The organism is Bradyrhizobium sp. CCBAU 11357, assembly GCF_028128865.1.
Classification (GTDB): domain Bacteria; phylum Pseudomonadota; class Alphaproteobacteria; order Rhizobiales; family Xanthobacteraceae; genus Bradyrhizobium.
The window spans coordinates 146,911-170,219 of record NZ_LBJW01000109.1 but is presented as its reverse complement, the minus strand read 5'-3'; the positions used below and the strand labels follow the sequence as shown (position 1 = coordinate 170,219).

The following is a 23,309-nucleotide window of genomic DNA, read 5'->3' as shown; positions in this document are numbered from 1 at the left end:
CGCTCAGAGGATCGGCTTGGTATTGAAGCGATCAGGCTGGCGAGCGCGGAAACGGCCCTTCATCTTGAAGCCGTCGCGCATGTTGAGGCCGAGAAGACCGATGTTCATCGCGCCGGCGACCAGTTCGAGAGTCTGCACCGCGTAGAACGTGGTGTCGAACTCCGCGGCCTTCGCCTTGGAGGCAAGAAACAACGCGGCGGGAATCAGAACCAGAATGCCGTTGCCGGCGATGAACGGCATGCGTTTGATCTTCGCACCGATCAGGCCGGCGCGCCGCTCCTGTGCCAAGACGAATCCCGAACCTCCCGTCGCCACGAGCATCGGAATCAGCAACAGGAAGCCCCACGGTATGGCGGTCTTCACCATGGCGATGGTCTGGTGTGACGCAAATAGCTCGGTGAGAGTCGTGGAAAGCCAGAAGGTCGCAATAATCGTCAATGCGACCGCTCCCGCGATTGGGTGGACGATCCTGGTCATCGGGGCTGCCGTTCTCGAAGCGAGCTACGCGACGCAAATGCCGGGCACCGCGACCTTCTCGAACAGGTGCGGGGAGGCGACGGCGGATGCGGGGTAGGCCGAGATCTTCGACCTGAACTCGGGGTGCGTGAACGCGGCCCGGAAGTCGGCGGTCGTCTGCCAAACCGCATAGTTCAGATACGTGGGGCTTTCGCCGATTGCGCGGTGAAGCTGGGTGGAGATGAAGCCCGGCTGCCGCTTCATGAAAGCGGCATCGTCCTGCCAGATCTGGAGAAAGCTTTGTTCATCGGCCTTGTCGAGCGTGAACAGATTCACCAGCACCACGGGGCCGGTGTCGATGCCGAGCTGGCGCTCGATGGGACAGTCAGGGTCCAGTGGGCGTAGGCGCGCCATGACGAACTCCGTCGAGATGGTTTTATGATGTCAATGTGGTACTATGGGCAATCTAGTAATTTGACATCATGATGTCAATAACTGTCTATGGTGACGGATGCGGAAGTCCCTGCGAACGCCGGCCGGCGATGCTCTGACCAACCTCATGCTTGACTTGTTCCGGCTGAACAGCCTGCTCTTGACCGCTGGCGACCGCTTGGTGGCCCGGCTCGGGCTCACCAGCGCCCGCTGGCAGATTCTCGGCGCCATCGTGCAGGCGGAGCGGCCCCAGCCGGTGGCCTGGCTCGCCCGCGATCTGGGCGGCAATCGTCAAAACGTGCAGCGGATCGTCAACGACCTCCACGGGGAAGGCCTCGTTGCTTTCGAGGCCAATCCGCACCACCGCCGAGCGCAGCTCGTCGTCCTGACCGACAAGGGGCGCCGTGCTTTCGATGCCGCCATGGCCCTGCAGATGCCGTGGGTCAACAGCCTTTCCGAAGGGCTTGCGGTCAAGGATCTGCAAACGGTCCATCGCATCGTCGCGGCCCTCCGCAACAAGCTCGAGAGCGAAGCCGAGGCGCAGACGTAGCGCTGGGCAAGTGCCAAGGTCGCGCGCGGTCACACCGAATACGATGAGGTCGTCATCGGTGCGCGCCCTCGGCCACTGCATTTGTTCCTGCTGACGTAGCATTCGTGATGGCCGCACGCCCCGGAATGCGCTTTGATGGCGCAAAACAACAATCCGGAGGAAACTATGCGGTTCATTGCCCTCGTATCGGCGCTGCTCCTGCCGCTCGGTGCGGCATTCGCCCAGGACTATCCGACCAGGCCCATCACCATGCTGGTTCCGTTCGCCGCGGGCGGGCCGACCGACACCATCGCCCGGCTGACCGCGGCGGGCATGGCGAAATCCCTGGGACAGCAGGTCATCGTCGAGAACGCGACCGGCGCCGGCGGCACCATCGGCACGACCCGGGCCGCGCGCGCCCAGCCGGACGGCTACACGCTGCTGATCCATCACGTCGGCATCTCGACCGCCGCGACGCTCTACCGCAATCTCAGCTACGACACCAAGACGGCCTTTGCGCCGATCGGGCTCGTCACCAACGCGCCGATGACCATCATCGCGCGCCCCGATTTCCCAGCCGATACGCTCAAGGACCTGGTCGCCTACGCCCAGCAGCAGGGCGACAAGCTGACCTACGCCAATGCCGGCTTGGGTGCGGCTTCGCATCTGTGCGGCATGCTGTTCATGACCGCGATCCAGAAGCAGCTCACCACGGTGCCCTACAAGGGCAACGGCCCGATCATGAACGATCTGCTCGGCAAGCAGATCGATCTCACCTGCGATCAGGCGACCAACACCACCGGCCCGATCACGGCCAAGCAGGTCAAGGCCTACGCGATCACCACCAAGGAACGGCTGAAGAGCCTGCCGGATCTGCCGACCGCCGACGAGGCCGGCCTCAAGGGTTTCGAGCTCGGCGTCTGGCACGGCATCTACGCGCCCAAGGGCACGCCGCCGGCGATCGTTCAGAAGCTGACCGCGGCGCTGCAGACCGCGCTGAGGGATCCCGCGCTGATCGCGCGGTTCAACGACATCAACACCGAGCCGGTCCCCCAGGACAAGGCGACGCCGGAGGCGTTAGGTGCGATGCTGACGAGCGAGATCGACCGCTGGGCGCCGATCATCAAGGCGGCCGGCCAGTACGCGGATTGAGCTTTTGCGCCCCGCTAGGCGTGCCGGCCGAGCGGATAAAAAGCAGCTTGTTCAAAGGCTAGTTCGCCGGTGCCATAATGCCGGTACTGTGCATGGGGTTGTTTTGCACGTTTGGTTGGAGCGGCCTCGCGGTGGAGGCGCTATCCCGCCGCCTCATCGAATTGCGCGCTCGCCTCCAGCCATTGCTCCTCGGCGCGGGCCAGCGCGTCGGCCGCGTTCGCGCGCGCCTTCGACAGCTGCGCCGCCTGCTTGGGATCACGCGTGAAGATGTCGGGCAGGGCCAGCGCCGTGTCGATCTTGGCGATGATCTCGCTGACGCGCGCGATCTCGGCCTCGGCTTCGGCGATGCGCTTCTTCAGTGAGCCGCGATTGTCCGCTCTTGGACGCAGCGGCTTTTCAACTGGCGCGCTGCGCTCGCGCGGGGCTTCGGCGTTGCGCGTCGACAGCACCAGGCGGCGATACTCGTCGAGATCGCCGTCGTAATTGGTGACGGTGCGATCGGCGACGATCCAGAGCCGATCGGCGCAGGCCTCGATCAGATAGCGGTCGTGCGAGACCATGATCACCGCGCCGGGAAACTCGTTGATCGCTTCGGCAAGCGCCCCGCGGCTGTCGATGTCGAGATGGTTGGTCGGCTCGTCCAGGATGATCATGTTGGGGCCGAAGAAGGTCGCAAGGCCCAGGAGGAGGCGCGCCTTCTCGCCGCCTGACAATTTGCCGGCCTTGGTGTCGGCGGCTTTGCCGGAGAAGCCGATCGCGCCGGCGCGGGCGCGCACCTTGGCCTCGGGCGCATCGCCCATCAGCTTGCGGACGTGGTCGTAGGCGGAAGCGTCTTCATTCAGCTCATCGAGTTGATGCTGCGCGAAATAGGCGATCGACAGCTTGTCGGCGCGCGTCACTTTTCCCGAGAAAGGCGCAAGCCGTCCGGCGAGCAGCTTCACCAGCGTGGACTTGCCGTTGCCGTTGGCGCCCAGCAGCGCGATGCGGTCGTCATTGTCGATGCGCAAGGTGACGCGGCCCAGCACCGGGCTCGCCGGGTCGTAGCCGACCGAGGCGTTGTCGACGGCAATGATCGGCGGCGACAAGATCTTCTCCGGCGCTGGGAAGCTGATCTCGCGCACGTCCTCGGTGACCAGGGCCGTGATCGGCTTCAGCCGCTCCAGCATCTTCACCCGCGATTGCGCCTGACGGGCCTTGGACGCCTTGGCCTTGAAGCGATCGACGAAGGCCTGCAGGCGCGCGCGCTCTGCCTCCTGGCGCTTGACCGCCTTGGCATCGAGCAGCTCGCGCGCGGCGCGCTGCTCCTCGAACGAGGAATAAGAGCCCTTGTAGAGCGTGAGCTTGCCGCGCTCCAGATGCAGGATCTGGTCGACCGAGCTTTCCAGGAGGTCGCGGTCGTGGCTGATCACGATCACCGTGCGCGGATAATGCGCGAGGTGGTCCTCCAGCCACAGCGTGCCTTCGAGGTCGAGATAGTTGGTGGGCTCGTCGAGCAGCAGAAGGTCAGGCGCCGCGAACAGCGTTGCGGCGAGCGCGACGCGCATGCGCCAGCCGCCGGAGAATTCGGCACAGGGGCGGAGCTGATCGGCGGCTGAGAAGCCGAGGCCGGAGAGAATCGCGGCCGCGCGGCTCGGCGCCGAGTGGGCGTCGATGTCGACGAGGCGGGTCTGGATCTCGGCGATGCGGTGCGGATCGGTCGCGTGCTCGGCCTCGTTGAGCAGCGCGTCGCGTTCGAGGTCGGCCTTGAGCACGACCGAGATCAGGCTTTCGGGGCCGTTCGGCGCTTCCTGCGCCAGGCTGCCGATGCGCCAGCGCGGCGGCAGGGTCACCGAGCCATGCTCGGCCGCAAGCTCGCCGCGGATCACCTTGAATAGCGTCGACTTGCCGGTGCCGTTGCGTCCGACCAGGCCGACGCGCGATCCGGGCGTGATCTGCACGGAACTCTGGTCGATCAAAAGGCGTCCGGCGAGGCGGATGGAGAGGTCGTTGATGGCGAGCATGCGGGCCTTGTCACCGCAAGGCGCGTCGAACGCAACCCGTTTTTCCGTCAGTGCGTCTCGCGTTCACGCCGCCGCAGCTCGTTCAGGAGCTGCTCGAGATGGGTCGGAAGGCGCGGCTCGGGCCGGAGGCTCTGCTGCAGCCGTTCGCCCACGGCATCGCAAATCGAGCGGCTGGTGCGCCGGTCGATCTGTTCGCTGTCATTGGCAAAAGGCCCAGCCATCGCGAGGTTCCATGTTCTCGAAGTAAAGACACGGTACCAAGTCATTGCCGGCCAAATGGTTTCGCTGGCTGTAGGGAATGCCGGACATTCTCGTAAAAATTGTATGAGCAGCGCCTTGTCCGCTCAAAGGCAAAGCCCCGGCGAGGGGGCGCCGGGGCTTCTCTTGGCAGGTACCGTGGGGGGCTTAGGTACCCTTCGAAAGGTGCTGACGGGTTCAGTAGCAGCGGTTGATCAGCCGCCAGCGGGGTCCCCAGGGGGTCGGGACCAGCCGGCGCACATAGCAGCCGCCATAACCGTAGGAGACGGGAGCATAGTAGCGCGGACCGCCCCAGCGGTAGCCGCCGTGCCAGCCGCCACCGCCATGCCAGCCCGGGCCGCCGCCATGCCAATGAGCGGAGGCCGAGGTCGGCGCCAGCGCGGCACCGAGCGCAACCGCGGCGACAGCGGCAAGCGAAAGTTTCCTCAACATGGTGATCTCCTCAAAACTGCCGGCGCGGGGGGATCCGCGTCGATGGAAAGGCCTCCGAAACGGTCCGCCTGACGATCAGGCTTCGGTTTCGATGGAGCCACCTTACGCTGGCGAAGCTGAACCGGACCCTCACGGCGGTTTCAGATTGGGTTCATCTGGGTGAAATTGTTGTCATCCAAGCTTAAATCGGACGCCGGCCGCCTGCGGCGAAGCGCCTGTGCGGCCGTTTCGGCGGTCGCTTGCCGTCCGGCAAAGGCGCCGATATAAGCCCCGCAACTCGACAACCACCCGCCTTCTTCCCCAAGGACAACATTATGGCCATCGAACGCACGTTCTCGATCATCAAGCCCGACGCGACCGAGCGTAACCTGACCGGCGCGGTCAACGCCGTGATCGAGAAGGCAGGCCTGCGCATCGTGGCGCAGAAGCGCATCCGCATGACCAAGGAGCAGGCCGAGACCTTCTACGCCGTCCACAAGGCGCGCCCCTTCTTCGGCGAGCTCGTGGCGTTCATGACCTCCGGCCCGGTCGTGGTTCAGGTGCTGGAAGGCGAGGGCGCGATCGCCAAGTACCGCGAGGTGATGGGCGCGACCGATCCGTCCAAGGCCGCCGAGGGCACCGTGCGCAAGCTCTACGCCAAGTCGATCGGCGAGAACTCGGTGCACGGTTCGGATGCGCCGGAGACCGCCGCGATCGAGATCGCGCAGTTCTTCTCGGGCAACGAGATCGTCGGCTGATCCAGCCGGCAGGTTAGAAACAACGGGCGAAAGGACTCATTGTGGACTGGCTCTGGCAGATCTTCGATCCCGCTACGATCGGGGCATTCTTCACCCAGTTCCGCAACGAGATGGCTGCGCCGACCTTCTGGATCGCGGTCGGCAAGATCATCTGGATCAACATCCTGCTCTCCGGCGACAATGCGCTGGTGATCGCGCTCGCGTGCCGCGGCCTGTCGCCGCGGCATCGGCTGTGGGGCATGATCTTCGGTGCTGGCGCAGCGGTGATGCTGCGGATCATCTTCACCGGTATCGTCGCCACGCTGATGGAGTTGCCGTATCTCAAGCTGGTCGGCGGCCTTGCGCTGATCGTGATCGCGGCCAAGCTCCTGGTGCCGGAACACGATGACGATGACGACGTCGACGCTGCCGCGCATCTCTGGCAGGCGATCCAGATCGTCGTGGTCGCCGACATCGTCATGAGTCTCGACAACGTCATTGCGGTCGCCGCCGCCGCCAATGGCAGCGTGCCGCTCCTGATCCTCGGCCTTGCCATCAGCGTGCCGCTGATCGTCGCCGGCGCGGCGCTGATCATGGCGCTGCTGGAAAGGCTGCCGGTCCTGGTCTGGGCTGGCGCGGCATTGCTCGGCTGGATCTCGGGCGAGGTGATCGCGACCGATCCCGGCGTCGCGCCGCGACTGCACGCGCTGTTCGAGGGCCCGTTCGGCGCCTCGCTCGACGCCATGCTCGGGGTATTCCGCATCCCGCCGCAATTCGGCCATGGCGGGGCCGGCCCCGAATTTCTCTGCGCCGCACTCGGCGTCCTCGTCGTGCTGGCGGTCGGCACCATCTGGCGCCGGCGCAGGCTGACCGCCGTCGCGCTGGCATCCTCCGAGCAGCACGCCAAGGCTTCGGCGGAATAGAGTTTTCCGAGGATTGCTGTTCAGCTCTCCCGCAGGGAGAGGTGAGCACTCGCCGCCATTGTCAGCGCCGCACGATCGATCCCGAGCGGCCGATCAGGCGGGCGAGCTGACGGAAGCGGCTGCCGACGCGGTCGGCGACGAGGTCGCCGAGCCGGTGCTCGAACACCAGCATCAATTTGCGGCCCTGGCTGCGGAAATGCGTGGCGGGCAGCACGCCGGGACGTGCGGCCGAGATCAGATGCGCGACGCGGAATGCAGCGCCCAGGAGGCGCGCGCGTTCGAGTTGCGCCGGCGTCAGCAGCTCCTGCATGGTGGCCGGCGGCTGGTTCTCCTCGCTGAGGCCGGCATAGCGATAGAACACCGACAGGCCGACGAAGGCGCGCTCGATGTGGGTGATCGCGCCGAAATTGCCGTTGACGACGAGGCTGAGCGTCTGTTCGCCGCGATGATCGGGATGCACGCGCCAGCCGATGTCGGAGAGCAGGCACGCGGTGTGGCGGAGGCGACGGTCCTCTTCCGTCTCGCGCAGCTTGACGACGCGCACCAGGCGGTCGGTCCAGGCGATCAGCTCCCGCGCGTGTTTGGCTGAACGCGACAGCAGCTGGTTCAGCTCCTCGGCCGCGCAGATCAGCCCGTCCTTGGTCCGTTCGGACTCCGACAGCTTCTCGTGCAGCAGGCCCTCGCGCACGCCGAAGGTCGAGAACACGATCGTCTTGGGTTTTGCGACCCGGATGATGTGCTCGAGCACCAGCGCCGCATAGGTGAGGAGAGGGCGCCGCGCATCGGCGACGATCTCGATGTCGGCAAGCATGTTGGCGGCGGCGAGGCGCCGCAGGCGGCGCGAGAAGTCGAGCGCTTCAGCAGCGGGGATGGAATAGCCGTGCATCACCTGGAGCGGATAGCCGCTCTGGATGATGTGGATGCGCGCGAGCGCGCGCCAGGTGCCGCCGACGGCGTAGAAGGTGCGGCCGCGGCCTGCAGTCAGCTGCGGCACCTCGTCGATCTCCTCGCGCACGATGCGATCGGCACGCTTGAGCGATTTGTGCGCGAGATCCTGGAGCGCGAGACCGCCGAGCGGCAACGTCACGCCGCTGCGCACCGCGTTCCTGCGCACGTCGATCAGCTCCAGCGAGCCGCCGCCGAGGTCGCCGACGATGCCGTCGGGGAGGTGGATGCCGGAGATCACGCCGAGCGCCGAGAGCCGCGCCTCCCGCGGGCCCGACAGGATCTCGATCTTCACCGCGCAGATGCGCTCGGCCTTGGCGATGAAATCGGGACCGTTGGAGGCGTCGCGGCACGCCGCGGTCGCGATCGCGAACACGCGTCCGACCTGCATCACCCGGCACAGCGCGCGAAACCGTTTCAGCGAGGTCAGCGCCTTGTCGACGGCGTCGGGCGCAAGCAGGCCCGTGCTCTGCACCTCGCGTCCGAGGCCGCACAGCGTCTTCTCGTTGAAGATCGGGATGAGGCTGCGCGCCAGCGCCTCGTAGACGACGAGGCGGACCGAGTTGGAGCCGATGTCGATAACCGCGACGCTCGAGCCGCGCTTGCGCGGCCGCTTCACGTCGCAAATCCCCGATCAGGATTGATGGCGTTCGTTCCGGCGCGTGAGACGACGCGGCGAGGATTCCTTGAGCGACTTTCCACGGCCAGACAGACTCGGATTCGTCATGAAGTAGTTGTGGACGTTGAAAGGCTCCTCGCCCTTCGCGGTCTTCATACGCGTTGAAGACCCATCCGGCAACAACTGCCAGCTCTGCTCATTGTCCTTCAGGTTCGCGACCATGATCTGTTCGAGAACCTGCTGATGCACCGTCGGATTTTGCAGCGGACACAGCACCTCGACGCGGCGGTCGAGGTTTCGCGGCATCATGTCGGCAGAGGAGATATACACAGCCGCTTTCGCGCTGGGCAGGCCCTGGCCCATGCCGAAGCAGTAGATTCGGCCATGTTCCAGGAAACGGCCGATGATCGACTTGACGCGGATGTTCTCCGACAGGCCGGGAATGCCGGGCCTGAGGCAGCAGATACCGCGCACCACGAGCTCGACCTGGACGCCGGCCTGGGACGCCTCGTAGAGCGCATCGATGATGTCGGGGTCGACCAGCGCATTCATCTTCATCCAGACCGCGCCCGGACGGCCGTGCCGCGTATGCGCGGTCTCGCCCTGGATGTGCTCGATGATGCGCTTGCGCAAGGTCAGCGGCGACACGGCCATCTTTTCCAGATCGCTCGGCGCGGCATAGCCGGTGATGAAATTGAACACGCGCGCGGCATCGCGGCCAATGGTCGGGTCCGAGGTGAAGTAGGAAAGGTCGGTGTAGATGCGCGCGGTGACCGGGTGATAGTTGCCGGTGCCGGTGTGGACGTAGGTCGTCAGGCTGCCGCCCTCGCGGCGCACCACCATCGAGAGCTTTGCGTGCGTCTTCAGTTCGAGGAAGCCGTAGACGACCTGCACGCCGGCGCGTTCGAGATCGCGCGCCCAGCGGATGTTGGCTTCCTCGTCGAACCGCGCTTTCAGCTCGATCAGTGCAGTGACGGATTTGCCGGCTTCGGCCGCTTCGGCGAGCGCGCGCACGATCGGTGAGTTGTTGGAGGTGCGGTAGAGCGTCTGCTTGATCGCGACGACATCGGGGTCGCGCGTGGCCTGCTGCAGGAACTGCACGACGACGTCGAACGACTCGTAGGGATGATGGACGATCAGGTCCTTCTGCCGGATCGCGGCGAAGATGTCGCCGCCATGCTCGCGCACGCGTTCGGGATGGCGCGGCACGTAAGGGGTGAATTCGAGGTCGGGCCGGTCGAGCCGGGTCAGCTGCGAGAGCTCGTTCATCGCCTGCACGCCGTCGACCAGGAACACCTCGTCGTCGGCCGCCGAGAGCGCGTGCTGCACGAAGCTGCGCAGCTCCTCCGGCATCTTGGCGTCGATCTCGAGCCGGATCACCGATCCGCGGCGGCGGCGCTTCAGCGCGGTCTCGAACAGGCGGACGAGGTCTTCGGCCTCTTCCTCGATTTCGAGCTCGGAGTCGCGAATGATACGGAAGGCGCCATGGCCGTGCAGATTGTAGCCGGGGAACAGGCGATTGATGAACAGGGCGGTGGCCTGTTCCAGCGAGATCAGGCGCACCGTGCCCTCCGCCGGCAGGCGGATGAAGCGGTCGATCTTGCCGGGCATGCGGATCAGCGCGTTCATCTGCTTGCCGTCGGCGGCGCGCGTGAGGTGCAGCGCGATGGTGAAGCCGAGGCTCGGAATGAACGGGAAGGGGTGGGCCGGATCGATCGCCAGCGGCGTCAGCAGCGGGAACACGTTGTTGAGGAAGTAGTCCTCGATCCAGGTCCGTTCAGCCTTGGTGACGTCCTTGCCGTCGACCAGCACGATGCCGACATCGGCCAGCGTGCCGCGCAGGTCGCGCCAGATCGCCTGCTGGTCGGAGGCGAGCTGGGAGACGGTCCGGTTGATCAGCGCGAGCTGCTCGGACGGCGTCAGGCCGTCGGGGCTGCGTTCGGCAATGCCCTCGCGCACCTGGGCCTTGATGCCGGCAACGCGGACCATGAAGAACTCGTCGAGGTTATTCGCCGAGATCGACAGGAATCGCACCCGCTCCAGCACGGGGTGGCTGGGGTTGACCGATTCCTCCAGGACGCGGCGGTTGAAATGCAGCCAGGACAGCTCGCGGTTGATGAACCGCTCGGGGCTGGACGCGATTGCCGGGAGGCCCTCGGTTTCCGGGGCTTTCTCTTTGGTTTCAACAGCTTGCGCAGAGTCCATCAGAAGTCGGTCCATCCAGTTCACCCCAATTGCGACTTAAGCGCAAAATCGGCGGGAGCATGTGTTAGAGCGATGACGTTTCGATGACATTGATGTTCCGCCGCCGCCCCGCGTCAAGCGGGCTTCAGGGAGGCCTGCGAGCCGGTCAGGCGTCCCGGAGCAGCTCGGCGGCCAGCGCCCGGGTGACGGGACGGCCGAGCCGCAGGGCTTCGCTGTCGAGCAGCTCGATGGCGCGGCGGGCGGCGGCCGAGGACCGTTCCAGGCGGTTGGCGAGGTAGCCGACCACGCTCTCGTCCACATTCAGCTGGCGGTCGGCGCAGAACTTGACGATGAGGCCGCGGAACAGCTGGTCGTCGGGCGGCAGCAGCGTGACCACCGGAACGGCGCGCAGGCGCGAGCGCAGATCGCGCAGCTCGATCTGAAGCGCGGCCGGCGCCTCGCGCCCGGTGAAGAGGACGTAGGCGCCGTCCTCGCGGGCGAGATTCATCAGGTGGAAGAGGGCGCGCTCGTCGAAGTCCCCAGCCTTGAGATCCTCGACCACCAGAGCGCCGGTGGCGAGCGCGCCGGGCACGGCCGCCGCGGTCAGCGCATTGGCGGTGGTCGAACGGGCGCCAGCGTCCTCGGCCCAGATCGCGGCGAGATGGCTCTTGCCGCTGCCCTCCGGGCCCGCCAGCCACATGATCCGGTTCGGCCATTCCGGCCAGCTGTCGATCAGGCCGAGACCGGCCGCGTTGGCGGGGCCTTCGAGGAAGTTATCCCGGCTGAGGCTCTCCGCATGCGGAAGTGCAAACGCCAATTGTCGGGGATGAACGCGGCCTGCCACGCTTGCTTTGCTCCATGCCGGCGCGCCGGCCGGTTCGAAGAGAATTCGATTTGATCGAGCGGAGATGGCCTTTACGAGGCCGCTTCCACTTTCATTTGGCCTCGATCGTGCTCATGTGCCGCAGCCACTCGACGAGATAGAGGGACACGGAGGAGAGCGTGAGGACCGTGACGAGACCCATCAGGATGATATCATAGGGCGCGGGCTTGAAGCCGAAGGCAAGCGCCGCCAGCACCAGGGCTGCGAACGCCACTTGCGCGACCGTGTTGAGCTTGGACACTTTGGACGGCTTCATCTCGACCGGCCGGTCGAACAGCCAGGACACGATCACAGCGGCGACGATCATGATGTCGCGCGAGACCACCAGGATCACGATCCAGCGCGGGATCGCGCCCCAGATGCCGAGCGCCATGTAGATCGAGACCAGCAGCGCCTTGTCGGCGAGCGGATCGAGCAGGGCGCCCAGCTCGCTCGTCATGTTGAAGCGCTTGGCCAAGAACCCGTCCACGGCATCGCTGATGCCGGCGATGAGGAAGACGGCGAACGCGACCTCCATTTGGCTCGATACGATGGCCCAGACGATGATCGGGACCAGCATGATGCGGCCCAGGGTAATGATGTTCGGAATACTCACGCAGCGCTTCCCGGCACCGGTTCTGATCTCAAATCCGGCCCGTTGCAGGCTGAACCGGTTGATATGTCTACATAGTATAGCGGGGAGCGCCATGCGAGCCATTGCGTGTCCCCGGAATTCGACGTAACCAGCCGCAAACCCACTGGAAATCGGGCATGACCGACCGCAAAAACGGCCTCACTTACGCCGATTCAGGCGTCGATATCGACGCGGGCAACCGCCTGGTCGACCTGATCAAGCCGATGGTGCGCGCCACCGCACGGCCGGGCGCCGATGCCGAGATCGGCGGCTTCGGCGGCCTGTTCGACCTCAAGGCGGCCGGCTTCAAGGATCCGATCCTCGTGGCCGCGACCGACGGCGTCGGCACCAAGGTCAAGATCGCGATCGAGACCGGGCTGCATGGCGGCATCGGCATCGACCTCGTCGCCATGAGCGTCAACGACCTCGTGGTGCAGGGCGCCGAGCCGCTGTTTTTCCTGGACTATTTCGCCTGTGGCAAGCTCGACCCCGAGGCCACTGCGGCGATCGTCGCCGGTGTTGCGGAGGGATGCCGCGAATCCGGCTGCGCGCTGATCGGCGGCGAAACCGCCGAGATGCCCGGCCTCTACAAGGACGGCGACTACGACCTCGGCGGCTTCGCCGTCGGCGCCGCCGAGCGCGGTACGCTGTTGCCGCGCAAGGACATCGCCGCGGGCGATGCCGTGATCGGTCTCGCTTCGTCCGGCGTGCATTCCAACGGCTTCTCGCTGGTCCGCAAGATCGTCGAGCAGTCGGGCCTCAGCTTCGAGGCGCAGGCGCCGTTCGCGCCGGTGATGACGCTCGGCGGCGCGCTGCTGACGCCGACCAGGCTGTACGTCAAATCCTGCCTGCGCGCGATCCGGGAGACCGGCGCGGTGAAGGGGCTCGCCCACATCACCGGCGGCGGCTTCACCGACAACATCCCGCGCGTGCTGCCCGAGCACCTCGGCGTCGGAATCGATCTGGCACGCCTGCCGGTGCTGCCGGTGTTCAAATGGCTGGCCGCGCAGGCCGGCATTGCCGAGCTGGAAATGCTGCGCACCTTCAATTGCGGCATCGGCATGATCGCGATCGTCGAGCCCGACAAGGTCGACAAGGTGATCGAGGTCTTCACCGACGCCGGCGAGACCGTGGCGCAGCTCGGCACCGTGATTCCGGCCGAGGGCGAGCACCGCGTCGTCTATAACGGCCACCTCGACATGGCGCTGTGATGAAGCGCCGCGTCGCCATCCTGATTTCGGGGCGCGGCTCCAACATGGCCGCCTTGATCAGGGCAGCCGCTGCCCCGGATTTCCCGGCGGAGATATCGCTCGTCATCTCGAACAAGGCCGATGCGCCCGGACTCGAACGTGCCCGGGCGGGCGGCGTGACCACCGAGGTGATCGAGAGCAAGCCGTTCGGCAAGGACCGCGCCGGCTTCGAGAAGGTGCTGCAGGCCGCGCTCGACAAGCACGGCATCGAGCTGATTTGTCTGGGCGGCTTCATGCGCCTGTTCACGGCCGAGTTCACAAAAGCCTGGTATGGGCGGATGCTCAACATCCATCCGTCGCTGCTGCCGTCGTTCCCCGGCCTCGACCCGCACGGCCAGGCCCTGCGCGCGGGCGTCAAGCTGTCCGGCGCGACGGTGCACTTCGTCATCCCCGAGACCGATGCCGGCCCGATCGTGATGCAGGGCGCGGTTCCCGTCAGCGACCACGACACCGCGGAGACGCTGTCCGAGCGCATCCTCGAGGTCGAGCATCGCATCTATCCCGAGGCGCTGCGGCTGCTCGCGACCGGCAAGGTCCGCATCGAGGGCGATGTGTGCAGGACGGCGGGAAGCGCGGCGTCGGAGAATTTCTTGGTTGCGCCGGTGGTGCGCTGAAGAGCCGCCCCGTCCCGTCATTGCGAGGAGCTCTTGCGACGAAGCAATCCAGAATCGCTCCGCGGAAAGATTCTGGATTGCTTCGCTTCGCTCGCAATGACCGAGTATGTGGCGCGTGCGAGCCGAACCATGAACCTACGCGCAACGGGCGAGCCCCCAAACAAGATCCCCCGGCAGAGCCGGGGGCAACGTCATGATCGCTCGCTTGCCGCGAGAGACATCAGGAAACCTTGAGGTTTTCCGCGGACGACTTGCCGCGGTTCTCCACGAGGTCGAATTCAACCACCTGGTTCTCGTTGAGGGTGGAGAGTCCGGCACGCTCGACCGCGGAGATGTGGACGAACACGTCCTTGTCGCCGCCGTTCGGCTTGATGAACCCATAGCCCTTGGTCGGGTTGAACCATTTGACGGTGCCCTTTTGCGGCATCGCTCGTCTCCTCCACTAGATATAAAAAAGACGCGGCCGCTTTTCGCGTGCCACGCCACAAACGGTCTTCCGGAAGTCTGTTCGAGTCTTGAGGCGCAATGTCGCGAAACGCACAGCCAAGCGGCCAATTCCGATTGTGACCGATATTGCAACATGAAAATCGTCGCCTAGCAAGCCGCGCGGGGATTTCAAGACCAGGCCAGCTGCCTTCAAGCGCAATTTGCGACCTGTGGCAGCAGAACCACAATCAGTGCAATAGCCTTGGCCGTCATGCGCCGACCGGTTGACCCCTCGTGGCAGTTCGGCACAAATCGCCGCTAGCGCCGCAGACCGTGTTGCATTTTTGCGCGCCGCCACTTCGCTACGGGATTCATGGTCATGCGCTGCGCCGCGCAGCTCTCCGGGACACGGCAGACGATCGGGCTGGACCGCGTCCGCCGGATCGCCGCTGCGCTTGCGATGGCGTTTGCGCTGGTCGTGACCATGGCGGCGGTGAGCCCCAGCTTCGCGCAAAGCCCGACGCCGACACCCACCCCGACACCCACCCCGACGCCGACGCCGATTCCGTCGCCGACCTCGACCAATCAGGATCGGTCAGCCGGCAACAGCGCGCTCAATCTCGGCTCGGGCTTTCTGGAGCGGCTCGGCAACCAGGCATCCGGCGGCGTCAACCGGGCGTTTCGCACCAATCCCGGCGGCGGCGGCGCCTCGGCGGCTGCGGAAGATCCGCGCTACCGCACCTGGTTCGAGGGCTACGGCCTCTCGGTCCGGACCGATGCGCAAGGCGATTTCGTCGGCGACAAGCGCAAGACCTTTGGCGGCGTCGCCGGTTTCGGCGCGCGGCTCGCACCCGGCGTCAACATCGGGTTCTCGGTCGACCACAGCCACACCGACATCGACGTGCCGCTGGCGCTGCAATCCGCAACGCTCGACCTGACCCAGCTCGGCTTCAGCGGCTCGGTCGACAAGGGCCCGTGGACCTGGGCCTTTGCGGTGGTGCACGGCTTCGGCAAGGTCCATTCCAGCCGCGACACCGGCCTCGGCCTTGCGACCGCAGGCTATCGCGCCGCCGTCGACGGCGCGCTGACCGAGATCGGCTATTACTGGACCAAGGACCAGATGCGCATCGTGCCGAAGGGTGCGCTGGAATATGTGCGCGCCACCAGCGCCGCGTTCAGTGAGTCCGGCGGGCTCGATCCGCTCAGCGTCGGCGCGTCGGCGCTCTCACGCGCCCGCATCATGATCGGGGCGGAGATCGGCCGCTACTTCATCATCGACCAGAAGATCCTGGACCTCTCGGCCTACGGCAAGTTCGTCGACAATTTCCACCAGGACCTCGGATCCATCCAGGTCAGCCTGGGCGCCCAGAACATCATCGTTCCCGGCATCGGCGAGAGCCGTTACGGCGCGGATGCCGGTGCCTCGGCTTCGCTCAGCCTGACCAACGTGGCTCGGCTCTACGTCAATTACGACGGCAAGTTCCGCAATGAGCTCACCTCGCACCAGGGCACACTCGGCTTCGAATACAAATGGTGAGCTGACTGCGTCTAGGTCGGCGCCGTCGCCACGTATCCGGTCAAGCCAAAGCCCTCGCGCGCCGCCGTCATCATCGGCACTAGCGCGTTCGGATGGATGAACTCATCGCGGAAGCAGGGATAGGTCCTGGGATCGAAGATCTTCTTCAGCCAGTCGACCACGATCTTGTGGCGCTCGGAGGTGCGAAACTCCTTGTGATAGGTGAGCCAGAGATCGGCGTGGTGGCTGACGCCGAGGTCGACGGCAACGAGCGGCGCGCCGAGCGCGATCGACACCGTCGGCAGGAAGCCGATGCCGGCGCCGCGCTCCACCGCATAGAGCACGCCCACCGACGAATTGGTCTTGATCCCGACGATGCCCTCGAGCGATTTCAGCCCGAGCACGCGGGCATAGGCGCCGTCGTCGACCTGCGGCGCGCTCTGCTTGATGATGCGGTGGTTGTTCAATTCGGCGAGCGTTGCCGGCACGCCGTAGAGGCTTTCATATTCCTTGGAGACGAAGGGATAGATATGAAGGCGGCCGAGCTTGGCGACGATCAGATCCGGATTGGTCGGCGGCTCGAGCTGGATTGCGATGTCGGATTCGAGCCGCGCGACGTCGGCCTGCTCCATTGCGCAGCGCAGATCGACGGTGATCTTGCGGTAGGTCTTCTGGAAATCGATCAGCCGCGGCAGGATCCAGAAATTGCCGGGGCCTTCCGTCACGGCGACGCGCACGGTGCCCGAGGTGTCGTTCGATGTCCGGGCGGCGCGGCGGAAGACGTTGAAGGCGTGACGCTCCATATGCGTGACGTCGGCGATCATCGCGTTGCCTTCATCGCTGAGCGTCAGCCCGCTCTGGTCGCGCAGGAACAGCTTGCAGCCGATGCTCTCCTCGAGCCGGTCGACGCGGCGCATCAGCGTTGTGGAGGTGAGGCCGAGCACTTCGGCGGCATTCCGAAAACTTTTATATTTTGCGCACGCTAAAAACAGCTTCAAATCATCCCAGGACGTGCCCAGGGCTTCTTCACGGTGCTGCATCATCGCAGCACCCCGGTGCAATAACTGCTGCATACTCCTGATCCCCAACCGCTAAGCTCGTCGTCATAGCGGGGCATGAAAGCCTTGAACGATAGAGGCGTGATATGAGTATGGAAAGGGGCTCGTTTGCCGCAAGACACGATTTCGATGCCCTGCCTCTGAGCCCGGACGTCGACGTCCGCTGTGCGCAATTTTCCGAAATTGGGGCGCTTTCGGAGATGGCGCACCGGCTGGTGCCGGGCGTGCAGATCGGGACGGCGGAGCTTGCCAAATATTACCTTTTCGATCCCCAGAGCATCCTGACATTCAGCCGCAAAGGCAAGCTCGTCGGCGGCATGGCCTTCCTGTTCCTCAATGATCGCGGACACGACGCGCTGCTGCTCGACGAGATTTGCCTCATTGCGCCCGAGACGCGCTATCTCGCATCGGCGGACGACGACGTCGCCGCCATCTACATCTGGGCGATCGCGGCGACGGGCCGCGGCATCGCCGGTCTCGGCAAGGCCGCGGCGCATCTGCGGCAGATAAGGTTTCGCAGTGCGGACTGCTATGCGCAGCCGTCAACGGTGGCTGGACGCGATATCATGAAGGCGACGGGCTTTGCACCTGTTCCGAGCTTTCAACCCGACCTTTGGTGCTACGAGCGGCCCTGGCATCGACGGCCGCTGCGCATGCCGGGCGCGATCATCCAATCAAGGAGCTTTGCAGATGCACGGTACTAGGATTCCTGTCGCCACGCCCTGTTCCCGCGCCATCACCATCCGCCTCGCGCGCGACCCAAGCGATCTCATGCTGGTGACCGCCATCCGCTCGGCGGTCTATCTCGCCGAGCAGGATTGTCCGTTCGAGGAGGAGTTCGACGGCAACGACATGGTCGCCGCGCATTTCATCGGCTTCGTCGGCAACGAGCCTGCGGGCTGCCTGCGGGTGCGCTTCTTCGGTGATTTCGCTAAGGTGGAGCGGCTTGCGGTGCGTCACCAATATCGGCGCTCCCGCGTCTCGTTCAAGCTGGTGCAGGCCAGCGTCGATTATGTGAAGCGCAAGGGCTTTCGCAAGATCTACGGCCAGGCGCAGGACCGGCTGGTCGATTTCTGGGCCCATTTCGGCGCCAAGCCGCTCGGTCACAACCGCAAGATCACCTTCTCGGATTTCTCCTACACGGAGATGCTGCTGGAGGTCGAGCCAGGCCCGGACGCCATCACGCTGGACAGCGATCCTTATGTGATCATCCGTCCCGAGGGCGATTGGGACCGGCCTGGCGTGCTCGATGCGTCGGCCGGGCGGGCAGTGACCTCACCGCTGCGGGACCTCGCTCTCGCCGACCGCTGAAATAGGTGCAGCTGCGCGCAACACGATGCTGGTTTCCATGCACGATGATCCGCCGATCCTGATCTGTGCGGATCTTCAGGTCGAGTACCTGACCCCCGGCCGCCGCCATGTCATCCGCGACGGCGATGCGACGATGGCGCGCTGCCTGGAACTTCTGACGCTGTGGCGCAGCAATCTGTGGCCGGTGATGCATCTGAAGCGCATCGCGCAGGCGGCCTGGTTCAATCCGTCATCCAGGCTGACCGATTGGATCGCAGAGGCCAGGCCACGGCCGGGCGAGATGACGTTCGAGCACCCGCTGCCGTCCGCCTACAGCTCGTCGCGGTTTGTCGGCCACATGTCCGCTATCGGCGCCATGCGCTGCATTCTGGTCGGCTTTTCCCTGGACGAGACCATCCTGGCCACCGCCGTCGAGGGGTTTCACCGCAGTCATCGCTACCATGTGATCACTGACGCCGTGGCTTGCCGGCAGCCGGGCACGGACGATGCCGCCGCCTACCGGCATGCGGTAGTGAATGTCATCGCGAATTTTGCTACAATCCAGTCCAGCGCCGAACTGATCAGAACCAGCGGCGCCGTCGCGGTGTAGGCGTCCGCGGCCGGTCGATGGGGTTGAGAATTGTCGTCGGGAGACGAGCTCAAGGAACTGGCGAGCGATCTGTCACGTGCCGCCGAAACGGCGCGCAGGCTTGGGCTGCCCACGACGGTCTACTTGCTCTCGATGGCGCTGGTGGAGGTGAAGGAAGCCGTTTCCGCCACCGACGAGGGGGACGACGGCGGCGCGGCGTGAAAGCTGCCCGGCCGGCTCCTGCGATCCGTGGTGCGTCATGTGCGGCTTTGTGCATCCCTGCTGAGCGCTTGCCGCCAACGAATTGGCGTTGCAAGTTTCGCGTGGTGGCAATAGCCACGTACTCAAGACAAGCACTTGCCATCGAGTGATGACGCCGGCCGAGCCGGCGGCGTGACGCTTTTCAAGGATCCTCGCAAATGTCCATGCTGCCCAATTCGCAAGAGGCCCGGGATGTAGCCTATCAGCTCCATCCCTACACCAATGCACGCACGCATCAGCAGGCCGGTCCCCTGGTGATCGAGCGCGGCGAGGGGCCTTACGTCTTCGACGCTTCGGGCAAGCGCTATTTCGAAGCGATGGCGGGCCTGTGGAGCGTCGGGCTCGGCTTCAACGAGAAGCGGCTGGTCGAGGCGGCGTACAAGCAGATGCAGGCGCTGCCGTTCTACCACACCTTCTCCGCCAAATCGCACGGGCCCTCGATCGACCTCGCCGAGAAGCTGGTCGCGCTCGCGCCTGTGCCGATGAGCAAGGTGTTCTTCACCAATTCCGGCTCGGAAGCGAACGACACGGTGTTGAAGCTGATCGCCTATCGCTCGAACGCGCTTGGCCAGCCCCAGCGCAAGAAGGTGATCAGCCGCCTGCGTGCCTATCACGGCGTCACCATCGCATCCGCCAGCCTGACGGGCCTGCCGAACAACCACCGCTCCTTCGACCTGCCGCTGCCGAACATCCTGCATACGGGCTCGCCGCACTTTTATAAGGACGGTGCCCCCGGCGAGAGCGAGGAAGCCTTCGCCACGCGCCGGGCCGAGGAGCTCGACGCGCTGATCCAGAAGGAGGGGCCGGATACGATCGCGGCCTTCTTCGGCGAGCCGGTGATGGGGGCGGGCGGCGTCGTCGTGCCGCCGGCGACCTACTGGGACAAGATCCAGAAGGTGCTGAAGAAGTACGACATTCTCCTGGTCGCCGACGAGGTGATTTGCGGCTTCGGCCGCACCGGCAAGATGTTCGGCTGCGAGACTTACGGCATCGAGCCGGACGCGATCGTGGTCTCCAAGCAGATCACCTCGAGTTATTTCCCGCTGTCGGCGATCATCCTGAACGACCGTATGTTCGAGCCGATCGCGGACGAGAGCAACAAGATCGGCGTGCTCGGCCACGGCTTCACCGCCGGCGGCCATCCGGTCGGCTCGGCGATTGCGCTGGAAAACCTCAAGATCATCGAGGAGCGCGGCCTGGTCGCGCACGCGGCCGAGCTCGGCGCCTATATGCAGGGCCGCTTGCGTGAGCTGGCGAGCCATCCGCTGGTCGGCGAGGTCCGCGGGGTCGGCATGATCGCCGCGCTCGAGCTCGTGCTCGACAAGGGGCGCAAGACCGCCGCCAGCACGCCGGGCGCCGTCGGCGGCATCGCCAGCCGCATGCTCCAGGAGCGCGGCGTGATCTCGCGCAACATGCTCGATGCCATCGCCATCTGCCCGCCGCTGATCACGACCAAGGCTCAGATCGACGAGCTGGTCACCGCGATTTCAGGCGTGCTGAACGACATGAAGAGCGAAGTGGCGAAGCTGACGCCGGCGTAAGGGGATGCTCTCTCCCCGTCATTGCGAGGAGCCCTTGCGACGAAGCAATCCAGACTGTCTCCGTGGAAAGACTCTGGATTGCTTCGCTGCGCTCGCAATGACACAGTGAAGCAGCGAGCGGCTACGCCCGCTGGACCCCGATCACGCGGCCCTTCTCGATCGCCAGCGCCAGCTCGCCGCGCTTGAGCTTTAGGGCGGCGTCGCCGAACAGCTCGCGGCGCCAGCCGCGCAAGGCGGGGACGTCGGCCTCATCGTCCGCCGCGATCTCTTCGAGATCGTCGACGGTCGCGATCACCTTGCTTGCGACCGCGTGACGTTCGGCGGTCATCCGCAAGAGCACCTTCAAGAGCTCGACGATCGCCGCGCCATTGGAATTGTTGCGCGGTTTCTCCAGCTTGGGCAGCTTCGTGAAGTCCCGCGCGAGCCCACGCTCGACCGCGGCGATGATGTCCGCGCCCCATTTGGACTTCTCGAACCCCTTCGGCACCGAGCGCAGATGCGCGAGCTTCTCCAGCGTGGTCGGCGCGTGGGTGGCGATGTCGGTGATGGCCTCGTCGCGCAGCACGCGGCCGCGCGGCACGTCGCGGCTCTGCGCCTCCTGCTCGCGCCAGGCCGCGACCTCCATCAGCACCGCGAGGTCCTTGGGCTTGCGGACCCGCGTCTTCAGCCGTTCCCAGGCGCGCTCGGGGTGGAAGTCATAGGTGCGGGGCGAGGTCAGGACCTCCATCTCGATGGAGACCCATTCGCTGCGGCGGCGCTTCTTCAGGTCGGCGTCGAGCGCGGCGAAGACGTCGCGCAAGTGGGTGACGTCGGATACAGCATAATGCATCTGCTCCTTGGTCAGCGGCCGGCGCGACCAGTCGGTGAAGCGGTGGGTCTTGTCCGGGCGGTGGCCGGTGACCTTCTCGACCAGCGCGTCATAGGCGATGCTGTCGCCGTAGCCGAGCACCATCGCAGCGACCTGGGTGTCGAACACCGGGTGCGGGATGATGCCCGCCTGGTGCCAGATGATCTCGATGTCCTGGCGGGCGGCGTGAAACACCTTCAGCACGCCCTCGTTGCCCATCAGCTCGAAGAACGGCTTGAGATCGATCCCCTCGGCCAGGGCGTCGATGACCACGGCTTCCTCGGCACTGGCCATCTGCACCACGCACAGCAGCGGGTAATAAGTGGTCTCGCGCAGGAACTCGGTATCGACTGTGATGACAGGGTGCTTGGCCAGCCGGCTGCAGGCAGCCGCGAGGTCAGCGGTGGTGGTAATCAAATCCATGAACGGCCCATGACACTGAATACAGCCGTTCTGCCGAAAGTGCTGTGATGTCAAGGGGCTCTAAGCGAATTCGAGCCTTGCATCGGGCCGGAATCGTCCCTTTCCGACCAAATTCCTATTCGTAACGGACCCGCTGCGAGGGTTTTCGCGCGCAGGGCAACGCCACCACGATCACGCACATGGCGACCAGCGCCAGTCCCAGGAACTCGAAAACCAACAGATCCACGGCGAAATCTCCAGAAACATGGATAGATTTGTCGGGGGTGCGTTGAGGGTCTGTTAATTGCGATGGTTACCGGGGGCGGGCCGAGCCGGATGGTGGACGGGGGGTTAATGGCGCGCCGCAGCCATGGTCACGCCATCAGCTTCGGGAGGCCGGCCGCGAGGAGGTCCACGGCCGCGCGCACCTTCGGCGGCAGCCGGGGCGAGCGCGGCCAGAGCGCGTGGCACTCGTAGAGGAATTGCGGCTGACTGCTGAAGAGACTGACGAGCGCACCAGTATCGAGGCGCTCGCGGACCAGCCAATAGGGTAGCCACGCGAGGCCCATGCCTTGCGCCGCGGCATCGGCAATCGCCTCCAGATCGTCGAACCTCAGCCGGCCCGATGGCATGATCTCGCGCGGAATGCCGCCCTCCTGCGGAAACAGCCACGGCCGGACACGCCCCGAGCCGCGATAGATGATCGCTTGATGGGCGGCGAGATCGTCGAGCGATTTCGGCTTGCCGCTCGTGCGCAAATAGGATCGCGCGCCGCACACCACCATGCGCTGGCTCGCAATGCGCCGCGCGATCAGACCGGACTGGTGGTCGAGATCGCCGGTCCGGATTGCCAGATCGTAGCCAGCCTCGACGATGTCGGCGATCGGATCGCCGAACGAGAGGTCGAGCTCGAGATGCGAATGTTTCCGCGCCAGCCTCATCAACAAGGGCGCGATGCAGTGCCGTCCCAGCAGGGCCGGCATGGTCACACGCAGTCGGCCGCGCGGCTCGGACAACTGGTCGGCAACGACGCTATCTGCGGCTTCGGCCTCGCTCAGCACCGCGCGGCAGCGTTCGTAATAGGCCTGGCCGGCGTCGGTCAGGCTCTGGCGCCGCGTGGTGCGGTTGAGGAGCCGTGCACCCAGGCGTTCTTCGAGGAAACGGACGTGCTTGCCCACCATCGGCCCCGACATCTCCAGGGTGTCGGCGGCCGCCGCGAACGAGCCGAGATCGACGGCCCTGACGAACACGGCCATGCTGGTCAGGCGGTCCATGATTGAAAACTCCTGGTTTCGACTGTTCGCTTGTTTGGGCGATTTATCCCGTTTGCACAGATCGGCATAGCTGCATTCGGTTCAAGTGTTTTGGAGTGC

General features: G+C 65.3%; 25 protein-coding genes. 12 read left to right on the top strand and 13 right to left on the bottom strand.

Annotated features, from left to right (window positions below; translation table 11 throughout):
- Positions 1-3: 3 nt before the first annotated feature.
- Positions 4-477 carry a hypothetical protein gene (locus XI05_RS29250; protein WP_271508292.1) on the bottom strand — a complete coding sequence of 158 codons (474 nt, stop codon included), beginning with the start codon at positions 475-477 and terminating at the stop codon, positions 4-6.
- Between the two features lie 24 nt (positions 478-501).
- Positions 502-870, bottom strand: coding sequence for an antibiotic biosynthesis monooxygenase family protein (locus tag XI05_RS29245; RefSeq protein WP_212257557.1), 369 nt, complete (start codon positions 868-870; stop codon positions 502-504).
- Between the two features lie 97 nt (positions 871-967).
- Between XI05_RS29245 and XI05_RS29240 the strand changes: the two genes are divergently transcribed.
- Together XI05_RS29240 and XI05_RS29235 are read left to right on the top strand one after the other, a co-directional pair.
- Positions 968-1,438: a MarR family winged helix-turn-helix transcriptional regulator gene (locus XI05_RS29240; RefSeq protein ID WP_271508291.1), complete on the top strand. Its 471-nt coding sequence runs from the start codon at positions 968-970 to the stop codon at positions 1,436-1,438.
- Between the two features lie 165 nt (positions 1,439-1,603).
- Positions 1,604-2,569, top strand: a complete 966-nt coding sequence (locus XI05_RS29235; RefSeq protein WP_271508289.1) for a tripartite tricarboxylate transporter substrate-binding protein — start codon at positions 1,604-1,606, stop codon at positions 2,567-2,569.
- A gap of 140 nt (positions 2,570-2,709) precedes the next feature.
- Here the strand turns inward: XI05_RS29235 and XI05_RS29230 are convergent, their stop codons facing one another.
- From XI05_RS29230 to XI05_RS29220, 3 genes are all read right to left on the bottom strand, one after another.
- Positions 2,710-4,569: an ABC-F family ATP-binding cassette domain-containing protein gene (locus XI05_RS29230; RefSeq protein ID WP_271508288.1), complete on the bottom strand. Its 1,860-nt coding sequence runs from the start codon at positions 4,567-4,569 to the stop codon at positions 2,710-2,712.
- A 47-nt stretch (positions 4,570-4,616) separates the two neighbouring features.
- The gene (locus tag XI05_RS29225; RefSeq protein WP_271508286.1) at positions 4,617-4,790 is read right to left on the bottom strand and encodes a hypothetical protein; all 174 of its coding nucleotides are present in this window, start codon (positions 4,788-4,790) and stop codon (positions 4,617-4,619) included.
- A 214-nt stretch (positions 4,791-5,004) separates the two neighbouring features.
- On the bottom strand, positions 5,005-5,259 hold the full coding sequence (locus XI05_RS29220) for a sulfur globule protein precursor (RefSeq protein WP_172786478.1): 255 nt from the start codon (positions 5,257-5,259) through the stop codon (positions 5,005-5,007).
- 314 nt (positions 5,260-5,573) lie between these two features.
- Between XI05_RS29220 and ndk the strand changes: the two genes are divergently transcribed.
- Positions 5,574-5,996 (top strand): nucleoside-diphosphate kinase, encoded by a 423-nt coding sequence (ndk, locus tag XI05_RS29215; protein WP_025035862.1) that lies wholly within the window; start codon positions 5,574-5,576, stop codon positions 5,994-5,996.
- 41 nt (positions 5,997-6,037) lie between these two features.
- Positions 6,038-6,898 (top strand): TerC family protein, encoded by an 861-nt coding sequence (locus XI05_RS29210; protein WP_271508284.1) that lies wholly within the window; start codon positions 6,038-6,040, stop codon positions 6,896-6,898.
- 61 nt (positions 6,899-6,959) lie between these two features.
- On the opposite strand, the gene ppx is transcribed toward XI05_RS29210, so the two are convergent.
- From ppx to XI05_RS29190, 4 genes are all read right to left on the bottom strand, one after another.
- Entirely contained in the window at positions 6,960-8,462 is a 1,503-nt protein-coding gene (gene ppx / locus XI05_RS29205) for an exopolyphosphatase (RefSeq protein ID WP_271508282.1), read from the bottom strand.
- A 15-nt stretch (positions 8,463-8,477) separates the two neighbouring features.
- Positions 8,478-10,667 carry an RNA degradosome polyphosphate kinase gene (locus XI05_RS29200; RefSeq protein ID WP_271508544.1) on the bottom strand — a complete coding sequence of 730 codons (2,190 nt, stop codon included), beginning with the start codon at positions 10,665-10,667 and terminating at the stop codon, positions 8,478-8,480.
- A gap of 145 nt (positions 10,668-10,812) precedes the next feature.
- A complete protein-coding gene (locus XI05_RS29195; protein ID WP_271508281.1) occupies positions 10,813-11,490 on the bottom strand; it encodes a DnaA ATPase domain-containing protein in 678 nt (225 codons plus the stop codon).
- A gap of 91 nt (positions 11,491-11,581) precedes the next feature.
- Positions 11,582-12,124 (bottom strand): CDP-alcohol phosphatidyltransferase family protein, encoded by a 543-nt coding sequence (locus XI05_RS29190; RefSeq protein WP_172786482.1) that lies wholly within the window; start codon positions 12,122-12,124, stop codon positions 11,582-11,584.
- 155 nt (positions 12,125-12,279) lie between these two features.
- Here XI05_RS29190 and purM point away from each other — a divergent pair, with 155 nt between their 5' ends.
- Positions 12,280-13,353: a phosphoribosylformylglycinamidine cyclo-ligase gene (purM, locus tag XI05_RS29185; RefSeq protein WP_271508279.1), complete on the top strand. Its 1,074-nt coding sequence runs from the start codon at positions 12,280-12,282 to the stop codon at positions 13,351-13,353.
- On the top strand, positions 13,353-14,006 hold the full coding sequence (purN, locus tag XI05_RS29180; RefSeq protein WP_271508277.1) for a phosphoribosylglycinamide formyltransferase: 654 nt from the start codon (positions 13,353-13,355) through the stop codon (positions 14,004-14,006). The genes purM and purN overlap by 1 nt, the downstream gene beginning before the upstream one ends.
- 220 nt (positions 14,007-14,226) lie before the next feature.
- Here purN and XI05_RS29175 read toward each other — a convergent pair whose 3' ends face one another.
- On the bottom strand, positions 14,227-14,433 hold the full coding sequence (locus tag XI05_RS29175; RefSeq protein ID WP_024338088.1) for a cold-shock protein: 207 nt from the start codon (positions 14,431-14,433) through the stop codon (positions 14,227-14,229).
- A gap of 378 nt (positions 14,434-14,811) precedes the next feature.
- On the opposite strand from XI05_RS29175, the gene XI05_RS29170 reads away from it, so the two are divergent.
- Positions 14,812-15,969 (top strand): autotransporter outer membrane beta-barrel domain-containing protein, encoded by a 1,158-nt coding sequence (locus XI05_RS29170; RefSeq protein WP_271508275.1) that lies wholly within the window; start codon positions 14,812-14,814, stop codon positions 15,967-15,969.
- An 11-nt stretch (positions 15,970-15,980) separates the two neighbouring features.
- Here XI05_RS29170 and XI05_RS29165 read toward each other — a convergent pair whose 3' ends face one another.
- Positions 15,981-17,021 carry a LysR family transcriptional regulator gene (locus tag XI05_RS29165; RefSeq protein ID WP_271508273.1) on the bottom strand — a complete coding sequence of 347 codons (1,041 nt, stop codon included), beginning with the start codon at positions 17,019-17,021 and terminating at the stop codon, positions 15,981-15,983.
- A gap of 71 nt (positions 17,022-17,092) precedes the next feature.
- On the opposite strand from XI05_RS29165, the gene XI05_RS29160 reads away from it, so the two are divergent.
- From XI05_RS29160 to XI05_RS29140, 5 genes are all read left to right on the top strand, one after another.
- Positions 17,093-17,710, top strand: coding sequence for a hypothetical protein (locus XI05_RS29160; protein ID WP_271508271.1), 618 nt, complete (start codon positions 17,093-17,095; stop codon positions 17,708-17,710).
- Positions 17,697-18,317: a GNAT family N-acetyltransferase gene (locus XI05_RS29155; RefSeq protein ID WP_172786488.1), complete on the top strand. Its 621-nt coding sequence runs from the start codon at positions 17,697-17,699 to the stop codon at positions 18,315-18,317. The genes XI05_RS29160 and XI05_RS29155 overlap by 14 nt, the downstream gene beginning before the upstream one ends.
- 25 nt (positions 18,318-18,342) lie before the next feature.
- A complete protein-coding gene (locus XI05_RS29150; protein WP_271508269.1) occupies positions 18,343-18,906 on the top strand; it encodes an isochorismatase family protein in 564 nt (187 codons plus the stop codon).
- A 30-nt stretch (positions 18,907-18,936) separates the two neighbouring features.
- Entirely contained in the window at positions 18,937-19,107 is a 171-nt protein-coding gene (locus XI05_RS29145) for a hypothetical protein (protein ID WP_271508267.1), read from the top strand.
- Positions 19,108-19,304: 197 nt separating this feature from the next.
- Positions 19,305-20,687 carry an aspartate aminotransferase family protein gene (locus tag XI05_RS29140; protein ID WP_271508266.1) on the top strand — a complete coding sequence of 461 codons (1,383 nt, stop codon included), beginning with the start codon at positions 19,305-19,307 and terminating at the stop codon, positions 20,685-20,687.
- Positions 20,688-20,808: 121 nt separating this feature from the next.
- Here the strand turns inward: XI05_RS29140 and rnd are convergent, their stop codons facing one another.
- Together rnd and XI05_RS29130 are read right to left on the bottom strand one after the other, a co-directional pair.
- On the bottom strand, positions 20,809-21,957 hold the full coding sequence (rnd, locus tag XI05_RS29135) for a ribonuclease D (protein WP_271508264.1): 1,149 nt from the start codon (positions 21,955-21,957) through the stop codon (positions 20,809-20,811).
- A 353-nt stretch (positions 21,958-22,310) separates the two neighbouring features.
- Positions 22,311-23,210 (bottom strand): LysR family transcriptional regulator, encoded by a 900-nt coding sequence (locus XI05_RS29130; RefSeq protein WP_271508262.1) that lies wholly within the window; start codon positions 23,208-23,210, stop codon positions 22,311-22,313.
- Positions 23,211-23,309 lie beyond the last annotated feature (99 nt).